The sequence below is a fragment of the Pseudomonas sp. DWP3-1-3b3 genome (assembly GCF_049896305.1).
Classification (GTDB): domain Bacteria; phylum Pseudomonadota; class Gammaproteobacteria; order Pseudomonadales; family Pseudomonadaceae; genus Aquipseudomonas; species Aquipseudomonas azotoformans_A.
In genome coordinates this window covers 246,075-269,956 of record NZ_JAFCUA010000002.1, presented here as the reverse complement: position 1 = coordinate 269,956, position 23,882 = coordinate 246,075, and the positions used below count along the sequence as shown (strand labels likewise).

Below are 23,882 nucleotides of genomic sequence, written 5' to 3'. Positions count from 1 at the left end.
GGTCGAGGATCAAGTTTATGTAAGGGAAAGTCAAAGACTGGAGCGGTACGAACGTTCATAAAAGCCTGTAGGAGCCATAAGGCGCCTACAGGCCAACGGCATCAGCTGTTCGGCAGCAACCGGCACGTAATGCTCTTGATGTAACGCGTCTCGTCGATCGCGGGGTGGACCGGATGATCGGGACCCTGGCCACCGCGCTCCAGCATCTGGATATTGCGGTCGAGGTGACGGGCGCTGGTCAGCAGGATGTTTTGCAGGCTGTCTTCCGGCAAGTGCATGGAGCACGATGCGCTGACCAGGATGCCGTCCTTGCTGAGCAGGCGCATGGCTTGCTCGTTCAGGCGGCGGTAGGCGCCTTCGCCGTTCTTCATGTCTTTTTTGCGCTTGATGAAGGCCGGTGGGTCGGCGACGATCACGTCGAAGCGTTCTTCGCTGGCTTTCAGTTCTTTCAAGGCTTCAAACACGTCGCCTTCGATGCAGGTCATTTTCTCGGCAAAGCCGTTCAGCGCGGCGTTGCGCTCCACGCCGTCGAGGGCGAAGGCGGAGGCGTCGACGCAGAACACTTCACTGGCGCCGAATGCTGCAGCTTGCACGCCCCAGCCGCCGATGTAGCTGTACAGGTCGAGTACGCGCTTGCCTTTGGCATACGGGGCCAGGCGTGCGCGGTTCATGCGGTGGTCGTAGAACCAGCCGGTCTTCTGGCCCTGGATCACCGGGGCTTCGAATTTCACGCCGTTCTCTTCCAGCGCAACCCACTCCGGCACCAGGCCGAACACGGTTTCGACGTAGCGGTTGAGGCCTTCGGCGTCGCGTGCGGCGGAGTCGTTCTTGAACAGGATGCCGCTTGGCTTGAGCACTTGGGTCAGTGCAGCAATCACGTCTTCTTTATGGGCTTCCATGGTCGCCGAGGCGATCTGTACCACGAGGATGTCGCCGAAACGGTCGACGACCAGGCCTGGCAACAGGTCGGAATCGCCGTAGACCAGGCGGTAGAACGGCTTGTCGAACAGGCGATCACGCAGGGACAGGGCGACGTTCAGGCGGTGCACCAGCAGCGACTTGTCCAGCGGCAACTTGATGTCGCGCGACAGCAGGCGGGCGCAGATCAGGTTGTTCGGGCTCATGGCCACGATGCCCAGGGTCTTGCCGCCGGCCGCTTCCAGGATAGCCTGGTCGCCTGCCTGGAAGCCGTGGAGTGGGGTGGCGGCCACGTCGATTTCGTTGCTGTAGACCCACAGGTGGCCGTTGCGCAAACGACGATCGGCGTTGGCTTTGAGACGCAGGCTTGGCAGGGACATGACGTCGCTCCGGAAAAAAGAGCGGGAGTATACCCTGTTGTGTAGGAAATGGCCGGGTAGCCGGATGTGCGGGAAGGTGTCGGCATGCGGCGGATAAGGGTTAGAATCCCCGCCTAGCCCAGAGTGTGTACTTATGTCCCAAGAGCTTTCCGCCGAACAGATCCAACAGGCCCTGCAAGGCATCAGCGTGCCGCCTCAACCGCAAATCATGGTGGATTTGCAGATGGAGCAGTACATGCCCGATCCGGACCTGGAAGTGATCGCCCGGCTGATCGCCCAGGACCCAGGCTTGTCCGGCGCGTTGCTGAAGATCGTCAACTCCTCGTATTTCGGCCTGAGCAACAAGATCGCCTCGATCCAGCGCGCGGTGAACCTGCTGGGCAGCCGTTCGATCATCAACCTGATCAACGCGCTGTCGATCAAGGGCGAAATGAGCGACGACACCATCGTCACCCTCAACCGCTTCTGGGATACCGCCCAGGATGTGGCGATGACCTGCCTGACCCTGGCCAAGCGTACCGGCGCCCAGGCGGTGGACGAGGCTTATGCCCTGGGCCTGTTCCACGATTGCGGCGTGCCGCTGATGCTCAAGCGTTTCCCCAACTACATGTCGGTACTGGAGCAGGCTTATGCCAATGCCGGCCCCGACTGCCGCGTGGTCGACACCGAGAACAACGCGTTCAACACCAACCACGCCGTGGTCGGTTACTACACCGCCAAGTCCTGGCGCCTGCCGGAACATGTGACCGACGCCATCGCCAACCACCACAACGCCTTGGCGGTGTTCAGCGATGAGTCGTCGCGCAATTCGCAGCTGAAAAACCTGCTGGCGATCCTGAAGATGGCCGAGCACATCTGCTCGTCCTATCGCGTGCTGGGCAACCAGGCGGTGGACCATGAATGGAATGCCATCGGCCATCTGGTGCTGGACTATGTGGGCCTGTCGGACTACGACTTCGAAAGCATGAAGTTGTCGATCCGCGAGCTGGGCGCCCACTGACCCTTTCTTCAAGAGGTACACATGCCCGAGTTACCCGAAGTCGAAACCACCCGACGCGGCATCGCGCCACACCTGGAAGGCCAGCGGGTCAGCCGCGTAGTCGTGCGCGAACGGCGCCTGCGCTGGCCGATCCCGGAAGACCTCGATGTGCGCCTGTCCGGGCAGCGCATCGTGCTGGTGGAGCGGCGGGCCAAGTACCTGCTGATCAATGCCGAAGTGGGCACTTTGATCAGCCACTTGGGCATGTCAGGCAACCTGCGCCTGGTGGAAGTCGGCATGCCGGCGGCCAAGCATGAGCATGTGGACATCGAGTTGGAGTCGGGGCTGGCCCTGCGTTACACCGACCCTCGGCGTTTCGGCGCGATGCTCTGGAGCCAGGACCCGCACAACCACGAGCTGCTGATCCGCCTGGGGCCGGAGCCGTTGACGGATCTGTTTGATGGCGAGCGGTTGTTCCAACTGTCCCGTGGCCGTTCGATGGCGGTGAAGCCGTTCATCATGGACAACGCGGTGGTGGTGGGCGTGGGCAATATCTACGCGACGGAAGCGCTGTTTGCGGCGGGGATCGACCCGCGTCGCGAGGCGGGTGGCATTTCGCGGGCGCGTTACTTGAAGCTGGCAATCGAGATCAAGCGCGTGCTGGCGGCTGCCATCGAGCGCGGCGGCACCACGCTGCGCGACTTTATCGGCGGCGACGGGCAGCCGGGGTATTTCCAGCAGGAACTGTTTGTCTATGGCCGTGGCGGCGAGGCGTGCAAGGTCTGCGGGAGCGAGTTGCGCAATGTGGTGCTGGGGCAACGCGCGAGCGTGTTTTGCCCCAAGTGCCAGTCTTAGGCTTTGCCGGTAATCAACCGGTACTTGGCCATCAACTGTTCTTCCGTCTCCGGATGGGCTTCATCCAGCGGGATGCAATCCACCGGGCACACTTGCTGGCACTGAGGCTCGTCGTAGTGACCGACACACTGGGTGCACAGGTTGGGGTCGATCACGTAGATCTCTTCGCCCTGGGAAATCGCAGCGTTCGGGCACTCGGGTTCGCAGACGTCGCAGTTGATGCAATCGTCGGTGATGATCAGGGACATGGAAACTCCTGCCAGGGCCGTCAGCCAAGGCATCTGAAAACTAATGCGCGCAATTGTGCCGCATTGGCGCCCGCAGTGCGAGCAGGCGCCGATTGAACGGTGTTACTTCTTGAAGCGCAGCGTCAGCGCATCTGCTACAGCTGGATGCACGAACTTGGTGATATCACCGCCCAATGCGGCGATTTCACGGACCAACGTCGAGGAAATAAACGAATAACGTTCCGACGGCGTGAGGAACAGGCTTTCCACGTCCGGCGCCAACTGACGGTTCATGTTGGCCAGCTGGAATTCGTATTCGAAGTCCGACACCGCACGCAGGCCGCGCAGGAACACATTGGCGTTCTGCTCTTTGGCGAAATGCGCCAGCAGGGTGGAAAAGCCCACCACTTCAACGTTGGGCAGGTGTTTGGTGACCTCGCGTGCCAGCTCCACGCGCTGTTCCAGGGGAAACAGCGGGTTTTTCTTGGGGCTGGCTGCGACCGCGATGATCACGTGGTCGAACAAGCGTGAGGCACGTTCGACCAGATCGCCATGGCCTTTGGTAATCGGGTCGAAGGTTCCTGGGTACAACACTCGGTTCATCGCGTCGTCCTGGCGGAGTCCGTTGGGGAATCGGATGGTATCGCAGCCATCCCGGTCGGCCAAGTCGACTTATGTAGATACATACCGCTAATCGCGCGTTTTTTCATGCCGTTTTCAGACGTTCGGCCAATGCTGCAGCCAGTTGGGCGGTTAAGCCGTACACCGATAATTGTGGATTGGCCCCAATGCTGGTGGGGAATAAAGACCCGTCGTGGATCGACAGGTTGCGCAGTTGGTGGTGGCGGCCGAGGCTGTCGGCCACTGCATTTTTCGGGTCCTCACCCATGGCACAACCGCCCATCACATGTGCACTGCCCAGGCATGTGCGGTGCAATTCCAGGTTGAGCTTCTCGATCATCGTTCGGGCTTCGCCCAGTGTTTTCACATAGCGCGCATCGTGATGCAGCGGTTTGACCGAGTTGGCGCCCGCGGCGAACTGGATCTCGGCCATGCTGTGGAACGCACGGCGCAATCCATCCCAGGCGTAGTCCGACACTTGATAGTCGAGCACCGGCGTACCATCACCGCGCAACTCCACGCTGCCGCCGGGGCTGTCGGGGTGGAAACCATCGCGCAGCAGCGCCAGCATCGCGTGGGTATTGGGCAATTGGCTCATGTCCAGGGCGTTCTGGGTGCCATAACCACCAAGCAACGTACTGGCCAGCGCAGGATGTAAGGGCGGCGCCTCCAGCTTGTAGGACATTTTGCCAGTGGTGCCATCCTGCCACTGGAAATGGTCGGAATAGATTGACTGCGGCGCGCCGTAGAACGGGTTGATCACCTCGTCGAACAACCCAGCGGAAAAATTCACCAGGTGCAGGAAGGTGCGTTTGCCGAGGCGTTTGTGCGGGTCGGGCGCATCCGAACGCATCAGCAACGCCGGGCTGTTGATGCCGCCGCCGGAGAGCACATAGTGCTTGGCCTTCACTGTGATCTTGCGGCCAGTCGGCGTCACGCACAGGTTATCCATGGCCACGCATTCCAGGCTGCTGATCGTGTCGCCGCTGTAGATCAGGCGTTCGGCGCGGGCCAGGTAGAGCAGTTCGCCGCCCTTTTCCAGGGTGGACGGAATCGTGGTCACCAGCATCGATTGCTTGGCATTGACCGGGCAACCCATGCCGCAATACCCCAGGTTGAAGCAGCCGCGCACATTGCGCGGGATCACGTGCCAGCTGTAGCCGAGCTTCTCGCAGCCTTTGCGGATCACATCGTTGTTGGGATTAGGCGGCAGGGCCCAGGGCGCGATGCCCAGGCGCTGCTCCATTTTTTCAAACCACGGTGCCATTTCGGCGCTGCTATGTCCCTTCACCGCATATTCGCTGGCCCAGTGGCTGAGGGTGGCGTCCGGGGTCCGGAAGCTCGACGTCCAGTTGATCAGCGTCGTGCCGCCCACTGCACGGCCCTGCAGGATGGTGATCGCGCCATCCTTGCTCATGCGGCCGATGCCCTCCTGATACAGGCTGGTGTAGGCCTCGTCCTCAAGCAGTTTGAAATCGCTGCTGGTCTTGAGCGGGCCTTCTTCGATCAGCAGCACCTTGTAGCCGGCGGCGCTGAGGACTTCGGCGGTGGTGCCGCCACCGGCGCCGCTGCCGATGATCGCCACGTCAGCTTCCAGCGTCAGGTCGTTGTCGAGGGCGGCGCCATTGTGGGTTTTCCAGCCACGGGCCATGCCGTCGCGGAAGGGATCGGGTACGGGCATCAGGGTCGTCTCTAGTTTTTATTGTGGGGGGAGGCGATTCAAATTTTCGGCGGGCCGGGGTAACCGCAATGGGCCCAGGACGCCGGCTGGAAGTACCAGGCCATGATCACCAGCTTAAGCAGCGAGCCCTGGCCCATGCGCAGCAGGTTGAGATAGCTGTTTTCCCAGCGGTGCAGGAAGTTGCGGATCTGCTCGCTGCTGGCGTTTTCCCAGCTGCCCCAGATCCCGGTCAGCGGGCCACGGGTGATGGCCATGCCCAACACGTCGAACAGTTGCTGGGTGAGCTTGAACATCTCCGGCGACAGGCGTTGCAGGCTGAAGTCGAGTTTCTTGAGAGTGTCTTCAATGCCGCTGGCGACCTCCTGGACACTGGCCACACCTTCCAGCAACACCGGGATCACCGCACGCAGGAACGGTAGATCACTGCTACGCAACATCACGAAACCGCTGGCCGGCGTGCTGCTGGAGCAACCGCTGAGACTGGCGCCCAGCCCGGCGGTAGCCAGGAAGGCGCTGGCGCACAGGCCGATTTTCAGGACGCCGCGCCGCGACAGCGCGGGTGTTTCAGTCAGGCTAGGGTTCATTGTTATTGTTATCCCGTGGGTGGCGGTTTCAGCGGACGAACAGCTTCTGGATCAACTTCTGAATCGATTTGCCGTAGGGCGGATAGATCAACTTCGCCGCGTTCAGGCGCTGTTTCACCAGCACGCCTTTGGCTTTGCTGAAGGTAAGGAAGCCTTCGTGGCCGTGGTAATGGCCCATGCCCGACGGGCCGATGCCGCCGAACGGCATATCGTCCTGGGCCACATGCAGCAAGGTGTCGTTCAGGCAGACGCCGCCGGAATGGGTTTCGTGGAGCACACGATCCTGCTCGCCCTTGTTGTAGCCGAAGTAATACAGGGCCAGTGGGCGAGGGCGTTGGTTGATGTAGGCGAAGGCCTGGTCGATGCCGCGATAGGGCACGATCGGCAGCACCGGGCCAAAGATTTCGTCTTGCATCACGGTCATGTCATCGCTGACATTCAACAACAGGCTGTGGGCCATGCGCCGCGCCTGGCCTTGGTCGTACAGCGGAATCAGGGTGGCGCCTTTGTCGGTGGCGTCCTTGACGTAGGCATTGAGCCGGGCCAGTTGCCGTTCGTTGATGATGGCCGTGTAGTCCGGGTTGTCGACCAGGGTCGGATAGAACCCGCGAACGGCCTGGGTGTAGGCCTCGACGAAACCCTCGACGCGATCTTCTGGCACCAACACGTAGTCCGGTGCCACGCAGGTTTGCCCCGCGTTCAGCGCTTTGCCGAAGGCGATGCGTTCGGCGGCGTCCTTGAGCGGTACATCGGCGGACACGATGGCGGGCGACTTGCCACCCAATTCCAGGGTGACCGGCGTGAGGTGTTCGGCGGCTGCACGCATCACATGCTTGCCAATGCTGGTGGCGCCGGTAAACAGCAGGTGGTCGAAGGGCAGCTTGGAGAACGCCATGCCGACTTCGGCTTCACCCAACACCACGCACACCAGGTCTTCCGGGAAGATCTTCGCCAGCAGCGCCTTGAGCAACTGGCCGGTAGCGGGTGTCGACTCGCTGAGCTTGAGCATCACCCGGTTGCCCGCCGCCAACGCGCCGACCAAAGGCCCGATTGCCAGGTACAACGGGTAGTTCCAGGGCACGATCACGCCGACCACGCCCAAGGGTTGATAGATGACTTTGGCTGACGCGGGCTGGAAGGCAATGCCTACGGCGCGACGGGAAGGTTTCATCCAGCCCTTGAGGTGTTTGCTGGCGTAGTGAATGCCGTGCAGGCTGGGCATCAGCTCGGCGAACAGGGTTTCGTCGGCACTGCGGTGGCTGAAGTCCTGGCTGATTGCGTTGATCAGCGCCTGGCGCTCGTCGCTGAGCAGGTCGCGCAGGGACTTGAGCCATTGCTGGCGTTGGGCGGCCGGCGGCATCGGGTTGGCGGCGTAGGCGCGGCGCTGGGTGTCGAACAGGTCCTGGAGCTGGTCCAGCACCTGGGAATCTTGCAGATAGGCAACGTTGGCAGACATGGCGGCGTTCCCGATTGTTATAGGTCTGCCTGGATTTTTAGAGTCATTGCTCTAAATTGTCAAATGTCATTACGCAGTTGCGGATTTATCCTCGCAAGATTAGGCCGTAAGATGCCCCATCACGTGTACAGAAGCTGATCCCCTATGGCACCACGAGTAAAGACCAGCGAGCGCATTGTGCAAACCAGCCTGGAGCTTTTTAACCAGCAGGGCGAACGCAGTGTGAGCACCAACCACATCGCCGCCCACATGGAAATTTCGCCGGGCAACCTGTACTACCACTTCCCCAACAAGCAGGCGATCATCGCCGTGCTGTTTCGCGAATATGAAGCGCTGGTGGACAGTTTCCTGCGCCCGCCCCAAGGCCGTGCCGTCACCGTCGAAGACAAGCGTTTCTACCTGCAGGCCGTGCTGGCCGGCATGTGGCGCTACCGTTTCCTGCACCGCGACCTCGAACATCTGCTGGAAAGCGACCCGGAACTGGCCACTGGCTATCGGCGCTTTTCCCAGCGCTGCCTGACCCAGGGCGGGGCTATTTACCAAGGGTTTGTCGATGCCGGCATCCTCAACATGGACCCGGTGCAAACCGAAGCCCTGACCCTCAACGCCTGGATCATCCTCACCTCCTGGGTGCGTTTCTTGTGCACCACCAATGAAAACTCTGCCCATTTGAGCGCCGAGGCGATCAAGCGTGGGGTGTATCAGGTGCTGGTGCTGGAGGCCGGGTTTGTCACCCCTCAAGCCAAAGACGCCGTGGATGCATTGTTCAAAGAGTTTTACGTGCCGTTGAATCAGGCATTGGAAGAAGTGAAGTAGGACCTTTCCCGAATCTGTTCACTAGGAGTCCGTCATGCCGCTTGCCCAACTGATCAGCCCCCAGCAACTGGCCGAGCGCCAGAAGGCCGGCGGGGTGGTGATCCTGGATTGCCGTTTTGCCTTGGAAGACCCGGACTACGGGCGTTGCAGCTATGCCGAGGGGCATATCGAAGGCGCGCAATACGCCGACCTGGAGCGACACCTCAGTGGCCCGGTGACCAAGGGCGTCACCGGTCGTCACCCATTGCCAGCGGCGGACACCTTGGTTCAACAATTGCGGGCGTGGGGCATCAGCGCAGATACCGAAATCGTGCTGTACGACGACGGCCCCGGCGCCTATGCCGCCCGCGCCTGGTGGCTGCTGGCCTGGTTGGGCAAGCGCGATGGCGTGTTTATCCTGGATGGCGGCCTCAAGGCCTGGCACGCCGCAGGTTTCCCGCTGAGCCTGGACGCGCCGCTGGTTGAGCCTGGGACGTTCGCTGGTATGCCGGACAACCGCTTGTTGCTGGACGCCGAACACCTGCAAAAACGCCTGGGCCAGCCGGGATTGACGCTGATCGACGCCCGCGCTCAACCACGCTTTCGCGGCGAAGTGGAGCCGATCGACCCGATCGCCGGGCACATCCCTGGCGCGCAATGTGCGGCCTTCAACGAAAACCTTGGCGCGGACGGCCGCTTCCTGCCGGCTGAACAGCTCAAGCAGCGCTTCGCCGCGCAACTGCAAGGTCGCTCGCCGGATGAACTGGTGGCGTATTGCGGTTCGGGTGTGACGGCGTGCCACAACCTGTTCGCCCTGAGTCTGGCGGGTTATCCGTTGGGCAAGTTGTATGCGGGGTCGTGGAGCGAGTGGATTACTGATCCGACGCGGGCAATCGCTACCGGCGAATGAGCAACCAGGCGGGAATACGGCGCTCCAGGTAATAACCGGGGCGCTTGAGGGTGCCATCGACAAAGCCGACATGCCCGCCCTTGGCCAGTAGCTCAAACTCCGTGCACGCCGATAATTCGCTCGCCTCGGGCAGGCTATGGGCGAATACAAACGGGTCATCGGCGGCCTGGATGATCAGGGTGGGCGTGCGGATATCGCTCAGGTAATAGCGGCTCGACGCACGGCGGTAATAGTCCTCGGCACTCAGAAACCCGTGGAGTGGCGCAGTCACCCGACCGTCGAAATCCCAGAACGTACGCATCTTCTCCAGTGAGCCCAAGGCTTCCAGGGTCTTGAGCCCATCTGCCTGGCCATCCTGCAGAAAACGACGCTGCTTGACGCGGATATACGCCAGCATTTCACGCATGAAGTGCTTCTGATACACCCGCGAAAAGCCCAGTCCGATGCGGTCTGCACATTGGTCCAGGCGAAACGGCACCGACACCGCCGCCGCACCTTGCAACCCCGATGCCGCGCCGGTTTCACCCAGATGCTTGAGCAGCACATTGCCGCCCAGCGAATAACCCACGGCATACAGCGGCGCCAACGGCCGCTTGGTGCGCAGATGGGCAATCGCTGCCGCGAGGTCTTCGCTGGCACCCGAGTGATAGCTGCGCGCCAACAAGTTCGGTTCGCCCGAGCAGCCACGCCAGTTCAACGCGGCGCTGGCCCAGCCTTGCGCAGCCAGGGCTTTTTGCAGGCCGGCCACGTAGGGCGAGTTGGATGAACCAGTCAGGCCGTGCAGCACCAGCACCAACGGCGCTTGCGCGTCGTGGGGGCCATGCCAGTCGAGGTCGAGGAAGTCGCCGTCGTCCAGCCACAGGCGCTCGCGTTGGCGGTCGATGTGGGTGGTGGGACGCCACAGCGGCCCCCACAGTGTTTGCAGGTGGGGGTTGCCGAGGCCGAAGGCGGGGGTGAAGGTATTAGTGCAAAGGTTCATGCAAGTCTCTGGGGCAAGCCCGATCAGCACAGTCAGCCTGGCCTGCATAAACAGGGGTCAAGCGACGCTGCGATGCCACAACGCGTAATACACCCGTCCGGACTTCTGCTCCCGATGCAGGCGCCAGCTTGCCGGCAGGCCCAGGGTCGAAGGCGCGGTCTCGCTTTCAGTGTAGATCCATGCATCCGGCGCCAGCCATTCGCGCTCTTCCAGCAGCGTGCACACGGTCGGCAGCAGGTTCTGGTTGAACGGCGGGTCGAGGAATACCACGTCGAACTGGCTGGCCGGCTGGGTTTCCAGATAGCGCAGCGCGTCGGCGGTTTGCACCTGGCCATTGGTGCAGCGCAGGGTGCCCAGGTGTTCCTTGAGGCTGGAGACTGCAATATTGCTCGCATCCAGCGCCTGAGCCTGGGCGGCGCCACGGGACAGCGACTCCAGGAACAACGCGCCACTGCCGGCAAACGGATCCAGCACCTTGGCGCCCGCGATGTAGGGCGCGAGCCAGTTGAACAGGGTTTCACGCACGCGGTCCGGCGTCGGGCGCAGGCCTACCACGTCGGGGAAGCTCAGCTTGCGGCTGCGCCATTCGCCGCCAATGATGCGCAGCTGGCCCACACCGTTATGCACGTTGTGGACAGGTTTTTTCGGGCGAGATGAACTGGCCATTAATGCTCCGGAACCCCGAGCGGCTGCTCGGCGGGTTTGTCAGTGGGGGGCGGTAGTGGCTTTTGCGCAATCGTCGGGCCGGCGGTCACGATGACCATCTTGTCGGCGCTCAAGTGTTTGTTCATGGCAGCCTTGACCTGCTCTACGGTCAGGGCCTGGGATTGTTTCATGAAATCTTCCAGATAGGTCAGCGGCAGGTTGTAGAAACCCATCGCACCCAGCTGCCCGACGATATCGGCGTTGCTCGCGGTGGACAGCGGGAAGCTGCCAGCCAGCTCACGCTTGGCGTCATCCAGTTCTTTTTGCGTCGGGCCGTTGTCGAGGTAGTCCTTCACCACGTCTTCCACCAGGCGCAGGGTGCCGCCGCTCATTTCGGCGCGGGTCTGCAGCTGGATCATGAACGGGCCGCGCACCTGCATGGGCGAGAAACCGGAGTACACGCCATAGGTAAGGCCGCGTTTTTCACGCACTTCGCTCATCAAGCGGGTGCCGAAACCACCGCCGCCAAGGATCTGGTTGCCCAGGGACAAAGCCGCATAGTCCGGGTCGGCACGGTCGATGCCCAATTGGGCGAACAGCAGGTGCGTCTGTTTGGACGGGAATTCGATGCGGTTCAAACCCGGCTTGGGTTCGGTCGGCTGGGCGATTTTCGGCAAGGCCGGGCCTTTAGGCAGCGAGGCGGAAATCTTGCCGGTCATGGCTTCGGCCTCGGCGCGGGTCAGGTCACCCACCACCGCGATCACCGCGTTGCCGGCCGCATAGCCTTTGGCGTGGAATGCCTGCAACTGCGCCAGGGTAATCTTCGGAACGCTCTCTGGCGTGCCTTCGCTCGGGTGTGCGTAAGGGTGATCGCCGTAAAGGCGCTTGAACAACTCAAGGCTCGCCAGCTTGCCGGGGTTCTGCTTCTGGTACTCGAAGCCGGCGAGGATCTGGTTCTTGATCCGTGCCAGGGAGTCGGCGGGGAAGGTCGGCTTGCCGATCACCTGGTCAAACAGGCTCAGGGCGGCGTCACGTTTATCGCTGTCGCTGAGGCTGCGCAGGGACACCAGCGCCATGTCGCGGTACGCGCCATTGCCGAAGTCCGCGCCGAGGCCCTCGAAGTCACGGGCGATCTGGCTGACATCCTTGCCCGGCACGCCTTCGTTGAGCATGGCGTTGGTCATCAGCGCCAGGCCCGGCACGTTGCCGTCCTGGCTGCTGCCGGCGGCGAACAGGATGCGTACGTCGAACATCGGCAGTTCATGGGCTTCGACGAACAGCACCTTGGCGCCTTCGGCAGTGTTCCAGGTTTGTACGTCGAGCTTGCGGTTGGTCGGTGCCTTGTCGTCCAGCTCTGCCAGGGATTGCAGTTTGTTGCTCGACTGGGCTTTCTCCAGCGCCGGGCTGGCGACAGAGTCGCTCGGGCGCAGGAAATACACGGCACTGGCGGCGATCAGGGTGACAACGATCAGGCCGGGGAAAATCAGGCGGCTGCTTTTGCGATCACTCATGAGCGGTCTCCAGAGGCAAGACATGGGCGACGCTGAGACGTTCGCGGGTGAAATAGGTGCGCGCGGCTTTCTGGATATCGTCCGGGGTCACGCTTTGCAGGTCGGCAAGCTCTGTGTCCATCAGTTTCCAGGACAGGCCAACGGTCTCCAGGGAGCCAATGGCCGTGGCCTGGCTGGTGATGGAATCACGCTGGTAGACCAGGCCGGCAATGACCTGGGCGCGGATACGTTCCAGTTCTTCGGCGGTCGGCGGCTTGGCCTTCAGCTCTTCCAGCAGGCGCCACAGGCCGGCTTCGGCTTGGGCGACAGTCTTTTTCTTCTGCTGGTTGGGGGTGGCGGTCAGCATGAACAGGGTGTCGCCACGGGTGTAGGCGTCGTAGTTGGTGGAGGCGGCAGAGACCAGCTCTTCACCGCGCTCCAACTGTTCGGAGATCCGTGCACTGTAGCCACCGTCCAGCAACGCCGAGATCAGGCGCAGGGCCTGTACCGAGCGTTTGTCTTCGGCAGTGGCCAGGCCGGGCACGTTGAAGCCCAGGATTACGCTTGGCAGTTGGGTCTGCACTTTCATGGTCAGCAGGCGCTCGCCGGGCTCGGCCAATTCCATCGGGATCTTGGCCGGTGGCACGTCACGCTTGGGAATCGGGCCAAAGTAGCGCTGGGCCAGGTTTTTCACCTCGTCCGGGGTGACGTCACCGACCACCACCAAGGTGGCATTGTTCGGCACGTACCAGGATTGGTACCAGTGGCGCAGCTCTTCGACCTTCATGCGGTCCAGGTCGGCCATCCAGCCGATGGTCGGCGTGTGGTAGCCGCTGGCCGGGAAGGCCATGGCCTTGAAGCGCTCGTAGGCCTTGGACATTGGGTTATCGTCGGTGCGCAGGCGGCGCTCCTCTTTGATGACCTCGATTTCGCGGCTGAACTCGTCGGCCGGCAGGCGCAGGCTGGCCATGCGGTCGGCTTCCAGCTCGAAGGCGACGCCCAGGCGATCACGGGCCAGTACTTGGTAGTAGGCGGTGTAATCGTCGCTGGTGAAGGCGTTCTCTTCGGCGCCCAGGTCGCGCAGGATCAGCGAGGCTTCGCCGGGGCCGACCTTGGCGCTGCCCTTGAACATCATATGTTCCAGGGCGTGGGACAAACCGGTCTGGCCCGGGGTTTCGTAGCTCGAACCGACCTTGTACCAAACCTGGGAAACCACCACAGGCGCGCGATGATCTTCGCGTACGACCACCTTCAGGCCGTTATCCAGGGTGAATTCATGGGTGGGTTGTGGGTCGGCAGCCAAGGCTGAAAGAGGCAGACAAACTGTGCTGAACAGCAGGCCTGCGGCGCGGCGGGCTAGAGCATTCATTCGTTTTTAAACCTGTTGGGCTGCCCGCTTGGTCTTAGCGTCGGCGGGCGAGGAGGTGCTAGGATACTGATCCGACTGAGTGACGGCCACTGCGGCTGTCTTGTTGAGGCCCTATTTTGGCCTTCAAAATGTTGCGCATGAACGAGCTGGCTAAAAAACAGTCTGTTACGCATCGAATTTTATTTACCGACGCGCCTACTGGCGCGTCGCTACCTTGAGATAGCCGTCTCCATGTTTGGTTCCAACGACGACAAGAAGACCCCAGCTGCGGCTGGCGAGAAAAAAGGCCTGTTCGGATGGCTGCGCAAAAAGCCGCAGGAAACCGTCGACGAACAGCCGCCGGTTCAGCCTGAACCCATCCCTGAGCCTATAGTAGAAGCCGAATCGGTCGCGCAAGCGCCGGAACCGGTGGTGTTGCCAATGGCCGAGCCGGTGTTGCAGCCGGTGGTCGAAGCTGAGCCAGAACCAGAACCAGAGCACAAGCCGTGGCTTGAACTGCCGGTGGCCGAAGAGCCCGTGGCCCTGGTCGAAGATGTGCAGGCTGAGCACGTGACTCCGCCGATTCCGGCTGTGGTCGAGGTCGCTGCGCCCGCGTTGATCGAGCCAGAACCCGTGGCAGCTGCCGTCGAAGCCAGCAAAACCGGCTTCTTTGCCCGCCTCAAGCAAGGCCTGAGCAAGACCAGCGCCAGCATCGGCGAAGGCATGGCCAGCCTGTTCCTCGGCAAAAAGGTCATCGATGACGAACTGTTGGAAGACATCGAAACCCGCCTGCTCACCGCCGACGTGGGCGTCGAAGCCACCGCCGTTATCATCCAGAGCCTCACCCAGAAGGTCGCACGCAAGCAATTGACCGACGCTGACGCCCTGTACAAATCCCTGCAGGCCGAGCTGGCCGCCATGCTCAAGCCTGTTGAGGCACCGCTGGTGATCACCCCGAACAAGCCCTTCGTGATCCTGGTAGTGGGCGTCAACGGTGCTGGCAAGACCACCACCATTGGCAAGCTGGCCAAGAAGCTGCAATCCGAAGGCAAGAAAGTCATGCTGGCCGCCGGCGATACCTTCCGCGCTGCAGCGGTTGAGCAACTGCAGGTGTGGGGTGAGCGCAACAAGATCCCGGTAATCGCCCAGCACACTGGCGCGGATTCCGCTTCGGTGATCTTCGACGCCGTGCAAGCCGCCAAGGCCCGCAACATCGACGTGTTGATCGCTGATACCGCCGGTCGCCTGCACACCAAAGACAACCTGATGGAAGAGCTGAAGAAAGTCCGTCGCGTGATCGGCAAGCTCGATGCAGACGCGCCGCACGAGGTTCTGTTGGTGCTGGATGCCGGCACTGGCCAGAACGCCATCAGCCAGGCCAAACAATTCAACCAGACGGTGCAATTGACCGGCCTGGCATTGACTAAGCTCGACGGCACGGCCAAGGGCGGCGTGATCTTTGCCCTGGCCAAACAGTTCGGGTTGCCGATTCGTTATATCGGCGTCGGTGAAGGCATCGACGACCTGCGCACCTTTGAAGCCGAACCCTTTGTACAGGCACTGTTTGCCGAGCGGGAGCGTTCATGATTCGATTCGAGCAGGTCGGTAAACGCTATGCCAACGGGCATGTGGGCTTGCATGAGCTGAGCTTTCGAGTGCGTCGCGGCGAGTTTTTGTTTGTAACCGGGCACTCCGGTGCCGGCAAAAGTACCTTGTTGCGCCTGCTGCTGGCCATGGAACGCCCGACTACCGGCAAGTTGCTGCTGGCGGGCCAGGACCTGGCCACCATCAGCAATGCGCAGATTCCGTTCCTGCGCCGCCAGATCGGCGTAGTGTTCCAGAACCACCAGTTGCTGTTCGACCGCACCGTGTTCAATAACGTGGCGTTGCCGTTGCAGATCCTCGGGCTGTCCAAGGCCGAGATCGTCAAGCGCGTGGATTCGGCCCTGGAGCGCGTGGCGCTGTCGGACAAGACCGATCTCTACCCCGGCGACCTGTCCACCGGCCAGCAACAGCGCGTCGGCATCGCCCGCGCCATCGTCCACCGCCCAGCCCTGCTGCTGGCGGACGAACCTACCGGTAACCTCGATCCGCGCCTGGCGGCCGAGATCATGGGGGTGTTCGAAGACATTAACCGGCTGGGCACCAGCGTGCTGATCGCCAGTCACGACCTGGCGCTGATCGCGCGTATGCGCCATCGCATGCTCACCTTGCAGCGCGGCCGCTTGATCGGTGACGGGGAGGCTGGCGTATGAGTGCGACCCGCAGCCCTAAAGTCTCCGAGCGCGTGGCGCCGAAACCGGCCGACCCGCAGCCGCCGAAGAAAAAACACGATCACGACGATGACGGCCCGGACTTCAGCACCCTGCTGCGCGCCTGGGTCGAAAGCCACCGCGCCAGCCTGGTCGACAGCCTGCGCCGCCTGGGCAAGCAGCCGATCGGCAGCTTTTTCACCTGCCTGGTGATGGCGGTGGCCCTGAGCCTGCCGATGGGTTTGTCGCTGCTGCTCAATAATGTGGAGCGCCTCGGCGGTTCCTGGCAGCGCGCGGCGCAGATCTCGCTGTACCTGAACATCGACGCCAGCGCCAAAGACGGCGAAGCGTTGCGCGACGACATCAAGAACATTCCAGGCGTGGCGGATGCCGAGTACATCAGCCGCGACCAGGCCCTTGAAGAGTTCCAGCAACAATCCGGCCTGGGCGAGGCGCTTAAAGAGCTGCCACAGAACCCGTTGCCGGGCGTGGTGCTGGTAACGCCCAATGAAGTGGACAAGCCGGCGCTGGAAGCCCTGCGGCAAAAACTCGCAGAGATGCCCAAGGTGCAACAGGCGCAACTTGATCTAGTCTGGGTTGAGCGCCTGGCGGCGATCCTCAAGCTGGGCGACCGCTTTGTGTTCGGCCTGACGGTGCTGTTGGTGTCTGCATTACTTTTGGTGATAGGTAATACCATTCGTCTTCATATTGAAAACCGTCGCACCGAGATAGAAGTGATTAAACTGGTCGGCGGCACGGACAGCTATGTACGTCGTCCTTTTCTGTACATGGGCGCGCTTTATGGCTTTGGTGCCGGGATTTTGTCCTGGGGCGTGCTGGCTTTCGGCCTGGACTGGCTGAACGACGCGGTGGTCGGGCTGGCCGGACTCTACGGCAGTGATTTCGCGCTGGCCGGTGTGCCGGTAGCCGATGGTCTGAGTCTCTTGCTTGGCGCGGTATTGTTGGGGTATATCGGTGCTTGGATTGCGGTCGCTCGTCATTTACGCGAGCTGGCACCGAAGTAGTTAATGTCAGATTAATGTGGTTTCGTTTGTATTGACCGTATTGGTGGTTTAGGGAACTTGTCCTACGGTTCCCGGTCAATTTTCGCAGTGCTTCACTGCACGAGTTATGTAAGTCGGAGGTTTTGTATGACCACTTCTTTGCAACCTGCATATGCCTTGGTCCCGGGTGCGAACCTGGAAGCCTATGTGCACACGGTCAACAGCATTCCATTGCTGACGCCCGAGCAGGAGCGTGAACTGGCCGAGAGTCTCTACTATGAGCAGGATTTGGGGGCGGCTCGGCAGATGGTGCTCGCCCACCTGCGTTTTGTTGTACATATCGCCCGTAGCTACAGCGGCTACGGCCTGGCCCAGGCTGACCTGATCCAGGAAGGCAACGTTGGTCTGATGAAGGCTGTGAAACGCTTCAACCCGGAAATGGGTGTGCGTCTGGTGTCCTTTGCTGTGCACTGGATCAAGGCGGAAATCCACGAGTTCATCCTGCGCAACTGGCGCATCGTGAAAGTGGCGACCACCAAGGCCCAGCGCAAGTTGTTCTTCAACCTGCGCAGCCAGAAGAAACGCCTGGCGTGGCTGAACAACGAGGAAGTCCACCGCGTGGCCGAAAGCCTCGGCGTGGAGCCCCGTGAAGTGCGCGAGATGGAAAGCCGCTTGACCGGCCATGACATGGCCTTCGACCCGGCCGCTGAAGCGGACGACGACAGTGCCTTCCAATCGCCGGCCAACTACCTGGAAGACCACCGGTACGACCCGGCGCGTCAACTGGAGGATGCGGACTGGAGCGACAACTCCAACCACAACCTGCACGAAGCGCTGGAAGTGCTGGACGACCGCAGCCGTGACATCCTCTATCAGCGCTGGCTGGCAGAAGACAAAGCCACGCTGCACGACCTGGCGCAGAAGTACAACGTGTCGGCCGAGCGGATTCGTCAGCTTGAGAAAAGCGCGATGAACAAGCTGAAGTTGTCGATCGCCGCCTAAAACGCAGCGAAAAGACAAAAAAATGCCCCGATCGAAAGGTCGGGGCATTTTTTGTTTGGGACTTAGGGTCAGTCAGACCATGGTGCTTTGCGCGAGTTATTCAACTCCACCAAATAGCCATCCCCACCCAACTGACTCATCTGCTGCCGAATCCACGCCGCGCGCCGCGCCACATACGCCGTCGGATGGCTGGCACTCCACACCCGAGGGTTAGGCAGCACTGCCGCCAGATAGCTGGCCTGCTGCCGCGATAAACCCTTGGCACTCACGCCGAAGTGATGCCGAGCCGCCGCTTCCGCGCCAAACACCCCCTCATCCCACTCAACACTGTTGAGATACACCTCAAGAATTCGCTGTTTGGGCCACAACACCTCGATCAACCCGGTGAACCAGGCTTCCAGGCCTTTGCGCAAATAACTGCGGCCGGCCCACAGGAACAGGTTCTTCGACACCTGCTGGCTCAACGTACTGGCGCCGCGAATCGAGCCGCCGCGCTCGTTGTGCAGGATCGCCGCCTGGATCGCACCGAAGTCAAAACCCCAATGCTGCGGAAAGCGCTGGTCTTCGCCGGCCATCACCGCCACTTTGAGGTCGTCGGAGATCTCATCCCACGGCACCCAACTGCGCTGCAGGTCAATGGGTTCGCCGTCGAACCAGGATTCAACCTTGCGCTCCACCATCAGCGCGGTGAACGGCGGCGGGACGACACGAAACAGCAACACCAGCAGCACACTGCCGATGGCAAACCATTTCACGACGTTGAGAAAGCGTTTGAAGAGGAGACGCAGCATAGAGATGGCTTGGCCGAACCCGTTGAGCGGGCCATTATACAGACCCGGCCCTTTGAGTCTGACTGGAGTTCCTCATGTTGCGTGGCTTTCTGATGTTGGCTGCCTTTTTCGGCTTCACCGGTGTCGCGCTCGGCGCGTTTGCTGCCCATGGCCTGAAAAACCGCTTGAGCGCCGAGTACCTGGCGATCTTCCATACCGGCGTGACCTATCAACTGGTGCATACCTTGGCGTTGTTCGGCGTGGCGTTGCTGGCGGCACATATTCCTGGCCGGTTGGTCAGCTGGGCGGGCATCTCGTTTACTGTCGGTATCCTGTTGTTCTCCGGCAGCCTGTATGTGCTGACGCTGACAGGTTTCAGCAAGCTAGGCATCATCACGCCGTTTGGTGGGCTGGCGTTCCTTTTAGGTTGGTTTTTCCTCGGTCTGGCGGCATGGCGCCTGCAGGCCGCCTGACCAAGGGGCTTGGGCCGGCAACGTCAATCGGGCTAGAATGCGGGCCCCTTAAAACGATGGCGGCCCGTGGCATGCGCATTCAGTTGAACGGCGAATCCTTTGACCTGCCCGACGGTGAAACCGTTGCGGCCCTGCTGACCCGTCTGGACTTGACCGGACGTCGTGTTGCAGTGGAACTCAATCTGGATATCGTCCCGCGTAGCCAGCACGCCGAGACCACGCTCACCGAAGGTGACCAGGTCGAAGTGGTCCACGCCATCGGCGGCGGCTAGTCGCGCAGCTTCCTGAATTCTGCAGAACCTCACCCCATTTCGAGGATTTCCCATGAGCATCGTTCGTAGCGACAAGCCCTTCGTCCTGGCCGGTCGTACCTTCCAGTCCCGTCTGCTGGTCGGCACCGGCAAGTACCGCGACATGGAAGAAACCCGCCTGGCCATCGAAACCTCGGGCGCCGAGATTGTCACCTTCGCCGTGCGCCGCACCAACCTGGGCCAGATCGAAGGCGAGCCGAACCTGCTCCAAGTGCTGTCGCCAGATCGCTACACCTTCCTGCCGAACACCGCCGGTTGCTATGACGCCATCGAAGCCGTGCGCACCTGCCGCCTGGCCCGTGAGCTGCTCGACGGCCATAACCTGGTGAAGCTGGAAGTGCTGGCCGACCAGAAAACCCTGTTCCCCAACGTGATCGAAACCCTCAAGGCCGCTGAAACGCTGGTCAAGGAAGGTTTCGACGTGATGGTCTACACCAGCGATGACCCGATCATCGCGCGCCAACTGGCAGAAATCGGCTGCATCGCCGTCATGCCACTGGCCGGCCTGATCGGTTCCGGCCTGGGTATCTGCAATCCGTACAACCTGCAGATCATCCTGGAAGAAGCCAAGATCCCGGTGCTGGTGGATGCCGGCGTGGGCACCGCCTCCGACGCGACCATCGCCATGGAGCTGGGCTGCGACGCGGTGCTGATGAACTCGGCCATCGCCCATGCCCAGCAGCCGATCATGATGGCGCAAGCCATGAACCACGCCATCGTCGCGGGCCGCCTGGCCTACCTCGCCGGTCGTATGCCGAAAAAACTCTACGCCAGCGCCTCCTCGCCGCTGGATGGTCTGATCAAGTAAGAGCCATTGATGACTGAATCAAACGAAACGCCGAACACCCCGGAAGAAGGCGACGAGTCCAAGCACCGCCGCATCAAGAGTTTTGTGATGCGCGCCGGTCGCATGACCGAAGGCCAGCAAAAGGGCCTGGAGCAAGGTACGCCGCTGTTCGTGTTGCCCCTGGCCGACGCGCCGGTGGATTACGACCAGGTGTTCGGTCGTTCGGCCCCGCGTTCCCTGGAAATCGGCTTCGGCATGGGCCACTCCCTGCTGGAAATGGCCGCCGCCGCGCCGGACCAGGACTTTATCGGTGTGGAAGTGCACCGTCCCGGTGTGGGCGCGCTGCTCAATGGCGTGTTGACCCAAGGGCTGACCAACCTGCGCGTGTATGACTGCGACGCGATCGAAGTGCTCAACCGCTGCATCGCCGACAACAGCCTCGACCGCCTGATGTTGTTCTTCCCGGACCCATGGCACAAAGCCCGTCACCACAAGCGCCGCATCGTCCAGGCCTCCTTCGCGGAGCTGGTACGTAGCAAGCTGAAAGTGGGCGGCATCCTGCACATGGCCACCGACTGGGAACCGTATGCGGAATACATGCTGGAAGTGATGAATGTCGCGCCGGGCTACCGCAACATCGCCGAAGACGGCAAATGCGTGCCACGCCCGGCTGAGCGGCCGATCACTAAGTTCGAACGTCGCGGTGAGCGACTCGGGCATGGGGTGTGGGATTTGAAGTTCGAGAAGGTTGACTGACAAGCTATTGGCTTGGAACGCGGTCAAAAATGTGGGAGCGGCGGTTCGACGCTCCCACATTTGTATCTGTGTTGGCTTTGGGATCAGCGGCGGTCTGCAACGACGCCAATCAACACCAGCACCACCACCAACACCGGCGCCAGGCTGTAGTTATTGAACTGGCTCAACCCCCGCACAATCCACGGCGTGGCGTAGATCAACGCGGCGCCGCTGCCGATCATGCACACCAGCGCCATCAGCGGTACGCGCAACGCGCCGGCGATGCTGCCCAGGCGCGCTTCCACCCAGCCTTTGATATCTGCGCCGAACAGCACCAGCAGGCAGCCGACGAGAGCCAGTGAGATTTCCGATAGGTTGCTACGGCTCCAGCGGGACACGGTGGCGAGCAGGTCGAGTACCAAATCCATTCGATTTCCTTAAGAGCGATCAGCTCAAAAACTTTTGCAACAGGTCATTGAGAAAGAGTTGCCCACGGTCGGTCGCCGCCAGGCGTGACGGTTCGACCTGCATTAAGCCACTTTGTTCGGCCTCGCGGCGGCCTTCATCCAGGCTTGCCAGGTCGAGGCCGGTGCGCTCGGCGTAGAGCCTGGCCTCGACGCCCTCGGTGAGGCGCAACGCGTTCATCAGGAACTCGAATGGCAGTTCTTCGTTGGTCAGTTCCTTCGCGCCGGCCTGAAAGCTTTTGGCCGGGTTGAGGTAGTCCTTCGGTGCTCGGGTCTTCCAGGTGCGCACGATGCGCCCGTCGGGGTGGCTGAGCTTGCCGTGGGCTCCGGCGCCGATGCCGATGAAGTCGCCGAAGCTCCAGTAGTTCAGGTTATGCCGTGCCGGGCGACCCGGTTGGGCGTAGGCCGACACTTCGTATTGCGCGTAACCGTGTTCGGCAAGCAGCGCCTGGCCGGCTTCCTGGATATCCCACAGCGTGTCGTCTTCCGGCAGCGTGGGCGGCTGGTTCCAGAATACGGTGTTGGGTTCCAAGGTCAGCTGGTACCAGGACAAGTGCGTGGGCTTCAACGCGATGGCCTGGCGCAAGTCGCTCAGGGCGTCGTCCAGGGACTGATCGGGCAAACCGTGCATCAGGTCCAGGTTGAAGTTATCAAACCCGGCCAGGCGCGCCATGCCGGCGGCGCGCACGGCTTCATCGCCATTGTGGATGCGCCCCAACGCCTCAAGTTTTTCCTGCTGGAAACTCTGGATGCCGATGGACAGCCGGTTGATCCCCAGCTTGCGGTACGCCACGAACTTCTCTTGTTCGAAGGTGCCGGGGTTGGCTTCCAGGGTGATCTCGATATCACTGGCAAACGGGATGCGCGCTTCCACACCCTTGAGCAGGCGGCCCAATGCGGCGGCGCTGAACAGGCTTGGCGTACCGCCGCCAAAGAAGATCGAACTCAGCTCGCGACCGTACACAGCGTGCAGATCCTGGTCGAGATCGGCCAGCAAGGCGTCCACATACTCCTCTTCCGGCAGCACCTTGCTGGCGGTGTGGGAGTTGAAGTCGCAATAAGGGCATTTGCGCACGCACCACGGGATGTGGATATACAGCGCCAGGGGCGGCAGTACCGGCAAGGCCGCCCGAGGTGTTTGCGCGCCGCCGTGGATCAGCGGCTGCGCAGAGGTGTTCTGGGTCATTTCAGGCTCAGGCGTTGGCGCAGCAAATCCATTGCGCGAGCACGGTGGCTGATCTGGTTCTTGTCGGTCGGGCTCAGTTCGGCACTGGAAACATTGCGTTCGGGCACCCAGAACAGCGGGTCATAGCCAAAACCATGTTCGCCGCTGGCCGCATGCAGGATGCGCCCGTGCCACAGGCCTTCGCACAGGATTGGCAGCGGGTCATCGGCGTGGCGCACCAGGGCCAACACGCAGACGAACTGCGCGCCGCGCTCGGCGTCCGGCACGTCCTTGAGCGCGTCCAGCAGCTTGGCGTTGTTGGCCGCGTCGCCCTTGCCATCGGCATAACGTGCCGAGTAGATGCCAGGCGCGCCGCCGAGGAAGTCCACCGCCAGGCCCGAGTCGTCCGCCAGCGCCGGCAGGCCGGAGATGCGTGCGGCGTTGCGTGCCTTGAGGATGGCGTTCTCGACGAACGACAGGCCGGTCTCTTCCGGCTCCACCTGGCTGAACTCGCCAATGGAGCGCAGGTGCACGGAGTTGCCGAGCATCGCCTGCAGTTCTTTGAGTTTGCCGGCGTTATGGCTGGCCAGTACGAGTTGGGTGAGTTTCATCATTCGGCCGGGAACAGTTCTTGGTTGAATTGGAAGCTATGGGCTTTGCCACCGGTTTCAACGTTGATGGTAAACGTCTTGTATTCCCGCTGGGTCACGGAGTAGGGCGCGAGATAATTGACGCCACCTTTCTCGTTGATCTGCTTGAAGGTCAGGATCTCGCTCTTGCCGCCCAGGTCCTTGATGGTGCCGGTGACTTGCGCGGCCACCGGGGTCACGCCCTTGATCACGGTCACGTTGATCAGGCCCTTCTCCTTGCTGCGTACCACGCCGACAGCCTGGGCCGTTTCCGGTTGCAGGAAGCTGGAGGTGAAGGTGTTGTAGTGCACGGTGATGTCACCGAAGTCTTTCTTGCGGTTAGCGTCTATTGCGTCTGCGGCCACGGCGCTGGCGCCCAGGCAGGCGGTCAATAGAAAAATAGCCAAACGACTCATGAGCGT

Annotated in this window: 27 protein-coding genes; 12 read left to right on the top strand and 15 right to left on the bottom strand. The window is 61.6% G+C overall.

The genetic code is table 11. The annotated features are described in order from the left end of the window. Nucleotides 1-101 precede the first annotated feature (101 nt). Nucleotides 102-1,298, bottom strand: a complete 1,197-nt coding sequence (locus tag ACP7BX_RS07610; RefSeq protein WP_033897037.1) for a class I SAM-dependent rRNA methyltransferase — start codon at nucleotides 1,296-1,298, stop codon at nucleotides 102-104. 187 nt (nucleotides 1,299-1,485) lie between these two features. On the opposite strand from ACP7BX_RS07610, the gene ACP7BX_RS07605 reads away from it, so the two are divergent. Beyond that, the gene (locus ACP7BX_RS07605; RefSeq protein WP_177002757.1) at nucleotides 1,486-2,298 is read left to right on the top strand and encodes an HDOD domain-containing protein; all 813 of its coding nucleotides are present in this window, start codon (nucleotides 1,486-1,488) and stop codon (nucleotides 2,296-2,298) included. A 21-nt stretch (nucleotides 2,299-2,319) separates the two neighbouring features. Then, nucleotides 2,320-3,132 (top strand): bifunctional DNA-formamidopyrimidine glycosylase/DNA-(apurinic or apyrimidinic site) lyase, encoded by an 813-nt coding sequence (gene mutM, locus ACP7BX_RS07600; RefSeq protein WP_016976014.1) that lies wholly within the window; start codon nucleotides 2,320-2,322, stop codon nucleotides 3,130-3,132. On the opposite strand, the gene ACP7BX_RS07595 is transcribed toward mutM, so the two are convergent. The 5 genes from ACP7BX_RS07595 to ACP7BX_RS07575 all read right to left on the bottom strand — a co-directional run bounded on the left by ACP7BX_RS07595 (nucleotide 3,129) and on the right by ACP7BX_RS07575 (nucleotide 7,701). Then, a complete protein-coding gene (locus tag ACP7BX_RS07595; RefSeq protein ID WP_017139475.1) occupies nucleotides 3,129-3,380 on the bottom strand; it encodes a YfhL family 4Fe-4S dicluster ferredoxin in 252 nt (83 codons plus the stop codon). The two genes, mutM and ACP7BX_RS07595, sit on opposite strands and share 4 nt — an antisense overlap. Before the next feature lie 102 nt (nucleotides 3,381-3,482). Further along, a complete protein-coding gene (gene coaD, locus ACP7BX_RS07590) occupies nucleotides 3,483-3,962 on the bottom strand; it encodes a pantetheine-phosphate adenylyltransferase (RefSeq protein WP_003176711.1) in 480 nt (159 codons plus the stop codon). Between the two features lie 103 nt (nucleotides 3,963-4,065). After that, a complete protein-coding gene (locus ACP7BX_RS07585; protein WP_426127261.1) occupies nucleotides 4,066-5,661 on the bottom strand; it encodes a GMC family oxidoreductase N-terminal domain-containing protein in 1,596 nt (531 codons plus the stop codon). 38 nt (nucleotides 5,662-5,699) lie between these two features. Continuing rightward, nucleotides 5,700-6,245: a twin-arginine translocation pathway signal protein gene (locus tag ACP7BX_RS07580; protein WP_426127263.1), complete on the bottom strand. Its 546-nt coding sequence runs from the start codon at nucleotides 6,243-6,245 to the stop codon at nucleotides 5,700-5,702. A 28-nt stretch (nucleotides 6,246-6,273) separates the two neighbouring features. Then, nucleotides 6,274-7,701 carry a coniferyl aldehyde dehydrogenase gene (locus tag ACP7BX_RS07575; protein ID WP_426127265.1) on the bottom strand — a complete coding sequence of 476 codons (1,428 nt, stop codon included), beginning with the start codon at nucleotides 7,699-7,701 and terminating at the stop codon, nucleotides 6,274-6,276. Between the two features lie 144 nt (nucleotides 7,702-7,845). Between ACP7BX_RS07575 and ACP7BX_RS07570 the strand changes: the two genes are divergently transcribed. Together ACP7BX_RS07570 and ACP7BX_RS07565 are read left to right on the top strand one after the other, a co-directional pair. Further along, nucleotides 7,846-8,517, top strand: coding sequence for a TetR/AcrR family transcriptional regulator (locus ACP7BX_RS07570; protein WP_010207263.1), 672 nt, complete (start codon nucleotides 7,846-7,848; stop codon nucleotides 8,515-8,517). 34 nt (nucleotides 8,518-8,551) lie between these two features. Beyond that, complete coding sequence (locus ACP7BX_RS07565) at nucleotides 8,552-9,406, top strand: sulfurtransferase (protein ID WP_426127267.1); 855 nt, start codon at nucleotides 8,552-8,554, stop codon at nucleotides 9,404-9,406. Here the strand turns inward: ACP7BX_RS07565 and ACP7BX_RS07560 are convergent. From ACP7BX_RS07560 to ACP7BX_RS07545, 4 genes are read right to left on the bottom strand one after another with little or no spacing between them, the layout of a single operon-like run. Beyond that, entirely contained in the window at nucleotides 9,393-10,385 is a 993-nt protein-coding gene (locus tag ACP7BX_RS07560) for a hydrolase (RefSeq protein ID WP_426127268.1), read from the bottom strand. The two genes, ACP7BX_RS07565 and ACP7BX_RS07560, sit on opposite strands and share 14 nt — an antisense overlap. A gap of 57 nt (nucleotides 10,386-10,442) precedes the next feature. Continuing rightward, nucleotides 10,443-11,051: a 16S rRNA (guanine(966)-N(2))-methyltransferase RsmD gene (rsmD, locus tag ACP7BX_RS07555; protein ID WP_426127270.1), complete on the bottom strand. Its 609-nt coding sequence runs from the start codon at nucleotides 11,049-11,051 to the stop codon at nucleotides 10,443-10,445. Continuing rightward, a complete protein-coding gene (locus ACP7BX_RS07550) occupies nucleotides 11,051-12,541 on the bottom strand; it encodes a M16 family metallopeptidase (protein WP_236317442.1) in 1,491 nt (496 codons plus the stop codon). Before ACP7BX_RS07550 ends, rsmD begins: the two co-directional genes overlap by 1 nt. Further along, nucleotides 12,534-13,889: a M16 family metallopeptidase gene (locus tag ACP7BX_RS07545; RefSeq protein WP_016976024.1), complete on the bottom strand. Its 1,356-nt coding sequence runs from the start codon at nucleotides 13,887-13,889 to the stop codon at nucleotides 12,534-12,536. The genes ACP7BX_RS07550 and ACP7BX_RS07545 overlap by 8 nt, the downstream gene beginning before the upstream one ends. Nucleotides 13,890-14,120: 231 nt before the next feature. On the opposite strand from ACP7BX_RS07545, the gene ftsY reads away from it, so the two are divergent. From ftsY to rpoH, 4 genes are all read left to right on the top strand, one after another. Next, entirely contained in the window at nucleotides 14,121-15,455 is a 1,335-nt protein-coding gene (gene ftsY / locus ACP7BX_RS07540) for a signal recognition particle-docking protein FtsY (RefSeq protein ID WP_426127273.1), read from the top strand. Continuing rightward, complete coding sequence (gene ftsE, locus ACP7BX_RS07535) at nucleotides 15,452-16,123, top strand: cell division ATP-binding protein FtsE (protein WP_003234627.1); 672 nt, start codon at nucleotides 15,452-15,454, stop codon at nucleotides 16,121-16,123. Before ftsY ends, ftsE begins: the two co-directional genes overlap by 4 nt. Then, the gene (gene ftsX / locus ACP7BX_RS07530) at nucleotides 16,120-17,145 is read left to right on the top strand and encodes a permease-like cell division protein FtsX (protein ID WP_033897048.1); all 1,026 of its coding nucleotides are present in this window, start codon (nucleotides 16,120-16,122) and stop codon (nucleotides 17,143-17,145) included. The genes ftsE and ftsX overlap by 4 nt, the downstream gene beginning before the upstream one ends. 126 nt (nucleotides 17,146-17,271) lie before the next feature. Beyond that, on the top strand, nucleotides 17,272-18,126 hold the full coding sequence (gene rpoH / locus ACP7BX_RS07525) for an RNA polymerase sigma factor RpoH (protein ID WP_016972967.1): 855 nt from the start codon (nucleotides 17,272-17,274) through the stop codon (nucleotides 18,124-18,126). A gap of 68 nt (nucleotides 18,127-18,194) precedes the next feature. Here the strand turns inward: rpoH and mtgA are convergent, their stop codons facing one another. Next, entirely contained in the window at nucleotides 18,195-18,917 is a 723-nt protein-coding gene (mtgA, locus tag ACP7BX_RS07520; RefSeq protein WP_016976027.1) for a monofunctional biosynthetic peptidoglycan transglycosylase, read from the bottom strand. 74 nt (nucleotides 18,918-18,991) lie between these two features. On the opposite strand from mtgA, the gene ACP7BX_RS07515 reads away from it, so the two are divergent. The 4 genes from ACP7BX_RS07515 to trmB all read left to right on the top strand — a co-directional run bounded on the left by ACP7BX_RS07515 (nucleotide 18,992) and on the right by trmB (nucleotide 21,223). Beyond that, nucleotides 18,992-19,369 (top strand): DUF423 domain-containing protein, encoded by a 378-nt coding sequence (locus ACP7BX_RS07515; RefSeq protein WP_105697151.1) that lies wholly within the window; start codon nucleotides 18,992-18,994, stop codon nucleotides 19,367-19,369. Between the two features lie 71 nt (nucleotides 19,370-19,440). After that, the gene (thiS, locus tag ACP7BX_RS07510) at nucleotides 19,441-19,641 is read left to right on the top strand and encodes a sulfur carrier protein ThiS (RefSeq protein ID WP_314529478.1); all 201 of its coding nucleotides are present in this window, start codon (nucleotides 19,441-19,443) and stop codon (nucleotides 19,639-19,641) included. 52 nt (nucleotides 19,642-19,693) lie between these two features. Continuing rightward, nucleotides 19,694-20,488 (top strand): thiazole synthase, encoded by a 795-nt coding sequence (locus ACP7BX_RS07505; RefSeq protein ID WP_426127277.1) that lies wholly within the window; start codon nucleotides 19,694-19,696, stop codon nucleotides 20,486-20,488. 9 nt (nucleotides 20,489-20,497) lie between these two features. After that, complete coding sequence (gene trmB, locus ACP7BX_RS07500; RefSeq protein WP_426127279.1) at nucleotides 20,498-21,223, top strand: tRNA (guanosine(46)-N7)-methyltransferase TrmB; 726 nt, start codon at nucleotides 20,498-20,500, stop codon at nucleotides 21,221-21,223. Between the two features lie 83 nt (nucleotides 21,224-21,306). Here trmB and ACP7BX_RS07495 read toward each other — a convergent pair whose 3' ends face one another. From ACP7BX_RS07495 to ACP7BX_RS07480, 4 genes are read right to left on the bottom strand one after another with little or no spacing between them, the layout of a single operon-like run. Beyond that, the gene (locus tag ACP7BX_RS07495; protein WP_016972961.1) at nucleotides 21,307-21,630 is read right to left on the bottom strand and encodes a DUF3392 domain-containing protein; all 324 of its coding nucleotides are present in this window, start codon (nucleotides 21,628-21,630) and stop codon (nucleotides 21,307-21,309) included. Between the two features lie 19 nt (nucleotides 21,631-21,649). Beyond that, entirely contained in the window at nucleotides 21,650-22,852 is a 1,203-nt protein-coding gene (hemW, locus tag ACP7BX_RS07490; protein ID WP_256349964.1) for a radical SAM family heme chaperone HemW, read from the bottom strand. After that, entirely contained in the window at nucleotides 22,849-23,445 is a 597-nt protein-coding gene (rdgB, locus tag ACP7BX_RS07485; protein ID WP_426127282.1) for an RdgB/HAM1 family non-canonical purine NTP pyrophosphatase, read from the bottom strand. Before rdgB ends, hemW begins: the two co-directional genes overlap by 4 nt. Continuing rightward, complete coding sequence (locus ACP7BX_RS07480; protein WP_016976033.1) at nucleotides 23,442-23,876, bottom strand: DUF4426 domain-containing protein; 435 nt, start codon at nucleotides 23,874-23,876, stop codon at nucleotides 23,442-23,444. Before ACP7BX_RS07480 ends, rdgB begins: the two co-directional genes overlap by 4 nt. Between the last annotated feature and the right edge of the window lie 6 nt (nucleotides 23,877-23,882).